Origin of the sequence: Psychrobacter sp. BF1, assembly GCF_019279065.1 — a bacterium.
Classification (GTDB): domain Bacteria; phylum Pseudomonadota; class Gammaproteobacteria; order Pseudomonadales; family Moraxellaceae; genus Psychrobacter; species Psychrobacter urativorans.
Window position 1 is genome coordinate 1 of the sequence record NZ_JAGYWV010000022.1, and the last position, 4104, is coordinate 4104.

Consider the following 4104-nt stretch of genomic DNA (forward strand, 5'->3'; position numbering starts at 1 on the left):
CTCATGTCTTTGCTTTTGACACTTTTAATCACTTGTGCTCGAAAATCTGCTGAATAGGTCATTTGTTATTCTGCCATTTCGTTTGTTTTAAAACGATTGTATCTTATTTAAAAAGAACTGACTATAGTTACTATTTTATTGTTTTACTTTATGTTAGTGCTATTAAATTAGCCACCCTACTATAAAAACAATAGCGGTATTAGATAAATAGATTACTTATTTAAACTTGTTATCTATTTAGAAAGTATTTATAGACTATAAACTTTTTATTACTAATATTAATAGATTTTTTTATTTTATTAATATATGAATTTTTTAAATTAAAATTAAACAGTTAAATATTGACTCTATCAGCTATCGTCATTATTTATATTTATTAAATCAATTTCCTATACCATCTTAGGTAAATAGGCTACTGATTGCTAACAATAGGAGTTAATTAAGTTTACTGATATGTATATAAAACTTCATGATCATTATATAGCTCACTATAACAGATATAAGTATTGGTTTTAAAAGATATTTAGAGCAGATAGTAGCAAAGTAAATATTAAAAATGGCTGTGACCGTTTAAGGTTAATTATCAACCGTTGAGACATAATCGGCTTTTAAATACTAAATAATAGCCATAAAAAACGCCCCCTTTTTTGGAAGCGTTTTTTAACTGTAGCGACTATTAAGGATTAGATGACCACAATTCCTTGTTGGATATAGACATCATTGCTGAGGTCAATACCTGCCGCGCTATGATGATAAATATTATAAGTGACGCCTTCAACTACTGCAGTATTACTGGTCGACCAGCTACCACTACCATCTAAAAGATTTCGTTGACTTGCGGTGGTATCACTATTCCAGTTATTTTGACCGAGATCGACTTTGTCATTGCTTTGACCTTGAATAAATAACGCTCCAATATTAGTAGTATCTGATAACAGCTCTGAATACTTAATATCAACTGCATTGCTTCCTTGCATCTTGATTACTTCAATACCAGTGAAGTTCGCTGATGCTAGGTTGGTCGGACTATTATTCCCCCCAGTAAACACGTTATCAGTAGTCGTCAACTCGATGGTATCTATACCAACACCGCCATTAACCACGCCGTTTAAAGTTGTGCCTCCATAAATAAAGGTATCATTACCAGCGCCTAAATTAATAGTCGAACCTCCTAGTAAACTACCGCTAAGAGTAACTGTATCATCGCCAGCACCAGTATTAATAGTAGAAGAACTACCAACATCAAGTCTGAAATTAAATACGTCATTACCGCTACCGGTAGTAATTGTAGAGCTAGTCATATTACCATCTAATATCTCAACGGTATTAGAGCCATTGCCAAGATTTACTGTGGCGTTATCAAGTTCTCTATCATTAAATTGGCCATTTGTGTCATCGATACGGAATATATCATTGCCACTACCAGTGGTAATCTGAGCGCGGCGGACATCGTCGAATGCAGTAATGGTGTTATTACCATCGCCTAGATTAACTATTATATCTTTAGCGCCAATACCAATAACACCCGCATAACCTTCAATACGGCCATAAGAGGTAAAGATATCATTACCTGCTCCTGCTGTAATTGTAGATTCTGAATCATTAATCTGGTTGGCAGTTAATGAATTATTACCCTCCCCTAAATCAATAGTAGCTCGACCTATTCGGCGACCAACGACAACTACGTCATCACCGGTACCCATATCCACTATGCCATCCAGATTGATATCTACTCCTACTATCAGAGTATCATCACCGGCACCCGCTAAGACTTTACCACCATCACGTATATCACGGTATATTTTGATTACGTCATTACCACCAGCGGTATTTAAGGTACTATTTCTACCCGTCGTATCTTCAACAGATCCCCCTTCAACAGGAAAGCCTCCATTCCAATATTCTCCAGACTCAGTATACCCAACATACACGAAGTCAGCGTTTTCAGTAGTGAAGTATTGACTCTGTGTGGTAGTGACAGGGCCACCCTGAGCGTTATTAGCCGTTGGAATAATACTAGTGGTCGTATTAACATCTGGACCACCAATATTATGGAAAGCAATGACATTATTGACTTTAAAGTTTACGGTAGAAGCAGTCGCTGACTCTTGACCTGCGTTATCTATCGCTACCACTTTATAGCCATTGAAGTTATTGCTTGGTGTTTCATAGTCATTAAACTTATTGTTAGAAGGGGCACTGCTATTAGAAGCCAGAGCACCACCTGCTGTAGTGAGCTTAACGTTACCATTATTATCAATACTATAAGCGCCATCTTCTGAAGTAGATGATAGAGTGCCGTTAGAATGTTTAAATTTATATTCGCTTACACCTCCACCGACATTATCAGTAGCCTTGATAGTGCCCACAACGTCCGACACCAAGCTGTTTTCAAAATACTCTAGATTGTAAGTATTTTTACTTAATACTGGTAAGGCATCTATGGTGAACGCACCGGTATTATTTGGCACCGTGGTATTACCTGCCGCATCTACCACGGTAGTACTTACTGTAACATTACCTTCACGCAACTGGTCCATTTCTGCAGCGGTTAACTTCACTGGTAGAGCAGCTCCCGTATTCGCAAATTCTTTGGTGACCGTCTGACCATTAGCACTGGTAAAGACAACGATAGATTTAGTACCCGCCTCAGCTTGAACAGTAATCACACCATCGCTGTCTATAGCTTCGTTATATGAGACTAAGCCATCATTAGTATTGACTACTTTTGGAGCAGCAGGCGGCGTGTTGTCTAGCTGAATATCTAAAGACTTGCTACCATCTTTAGTATTGCCAGCGGCATCTGCCACTTTTACAGTGTAAGTAGCACCTGTGGTAGTGGTAGCCGTGTCATAAGTCCAGTTGCCTGTGCCATCGACGGTAGCTTTGCCCAGTAAATTACCATTGGCATAAACATTTACCTGTTCATCAGGTTGCAGCGTGCCTACTGTACCTTTTAGAGTGACATTACTGTCATCTGTGGTTGGTGCCTTAGAGTTGGGACTTTGTATAGACCCCACATTATCTATATAGCTTTCGATGGTAGCGTTGGTGGTTGGGGCTGTCGTGTCTAACTTAATCGCTAATGAACCGCTGCCATCTTTAGTGTTACCAGCGGCATCTGCCACTTTTACAGTGTACGTAGCACCTGCGGTAGTGGTAGCCGTGTCATAAGTCCAGTTGCCTGTACCATCGACGATAGCTTTGCCCAGTAAATTACCATTGCCATAAACATTGACCTGCTCACCAGGTTGCAAACCGCTAACAGTACCTTTTAAAGTAACATTACTATCGTCAGTGGTTGGTGCAGTCGAGCTGGTACTCTGAATAGATCCTACATTATCTACGTAACTAGCAATATTGGCGTTGGCGGTTGGCGCTTTGGTGTCCACAGTGAAGTTATCACTGGTAGCTGCAGCACCCTTATTACCTGCCAAGTCAGTATAAGTACCAGCAACTAGCCTAATAACGTTAGTAGTGTCTTCGATATTGGCCACTGGCGTCAAAGTACCTGTCCAAGTCTTACCGCCATCACTGGTTGTTAAGTTAGATAGAACACCATTTTCAACATTAAAGTCAGCAATTTCTAGACCTGTAACTGCCTCTGAGAAGGTAATCGTTACAGGGGTAGTTTCGCCAATGCTTAGTGCGGTATCGGTAATCGCTATTATGGCGGTTGGCGCTTTGGTGTCCACAGTGAAGTTATCACTGGTAGCTGCAGCACCCTTATTACCTGCCAAGTCAGTATAAGTACCAGCAGCTAAGCTAATGACGTTAGTTGGGTATTCGATATTGGCCACTGGCGTCAAAGTACCTGTCCAAGTCTTACCGCCATCACTGGTGGTTAAGTTAGATAGAACACCATTTTCAATATTAAAGTCAGCAATTTCTAGACCTTTAACTGCCTCTGAGAAGGTGATTGTTACAGGGGTAGTTTCGCCAATGCTTAGTGCAGTATCGGTAATCGCTATCGTGGCGGTTGGTGCCACAGTGTCCGCCGTTGGTGCCGTCGCTGTTGCGCTTGGACCTGGGTTACCCGCTTTGTCCGTTAAGCTTGCAACCACGTCGGTGCCTGGCACCACTTCAACCGCTTGACCGTTATCA

1 protein-coding gene is annotated in these 4104 nt (G+C 40.5%); it reads right to left on the minus strand.

What is annotated here, in order from left to right; translation table 11 throughout:
- Positions 1–683: 683 nt before the first annotated feature.
- A partial coding sequence (locus KZA12_RS14395) for an Ig-like domain-containing protein (RefSeq protein WP_256933002.1) occupies positions 684–4104 on the minus strand: 3421 nt, incomplete at its 5' end.